At 62.3% G+C, this 350-nt stretch carries 1 pseudogene; it reads left to right on the top strand.

Annotated features, from left to right (window positions below):
• A pseudogene (tuf, locus tag AC6CIE_RS27825) lies at window positions 1–350 on the top strand (elongation factor Tu); the annotation flags it as partial.

Genomic DNA, 350 nt, shown 5'->3' with positions numbered 1-350 from the left:
GACGCCGAGCTGCTCGAGCTGGTGGAAATGGAAGTTCGCGAACTGCTGTCCAAGTACGACTTCCCGGGCGACGACACCCCGATCGTCAAGGGTTCGGCCAAGCTGGCGCTGGAAGGCGACAAGGGCGAACTGGGCGAACAGGCCATCCTGTCGCTGGCTGCTGCGCTGGATTCGTACATCCCGACGCCTGAGCGTGCCATCGACGGCGCGTTCCTGATGCCCGTTGAAGACGTGTTCTCGATCTCGGGTCGCGGCACCGTGGTGACCGGCCGTATCGAACGCGGCATCATCAAGGTCGGCGAAGAAATCGAAATCGTCGGTATCGTTCCGACGGTCAAGACGACCTGCAC

The organism is Achromobacter sp. GQ309, assembly GCF_059759315.1.
The sequence above is the reverse complement of the archived record's forward strand: the minus strand, read 5'-3'. Positions and strand labels throughout refer to the sequence as shown.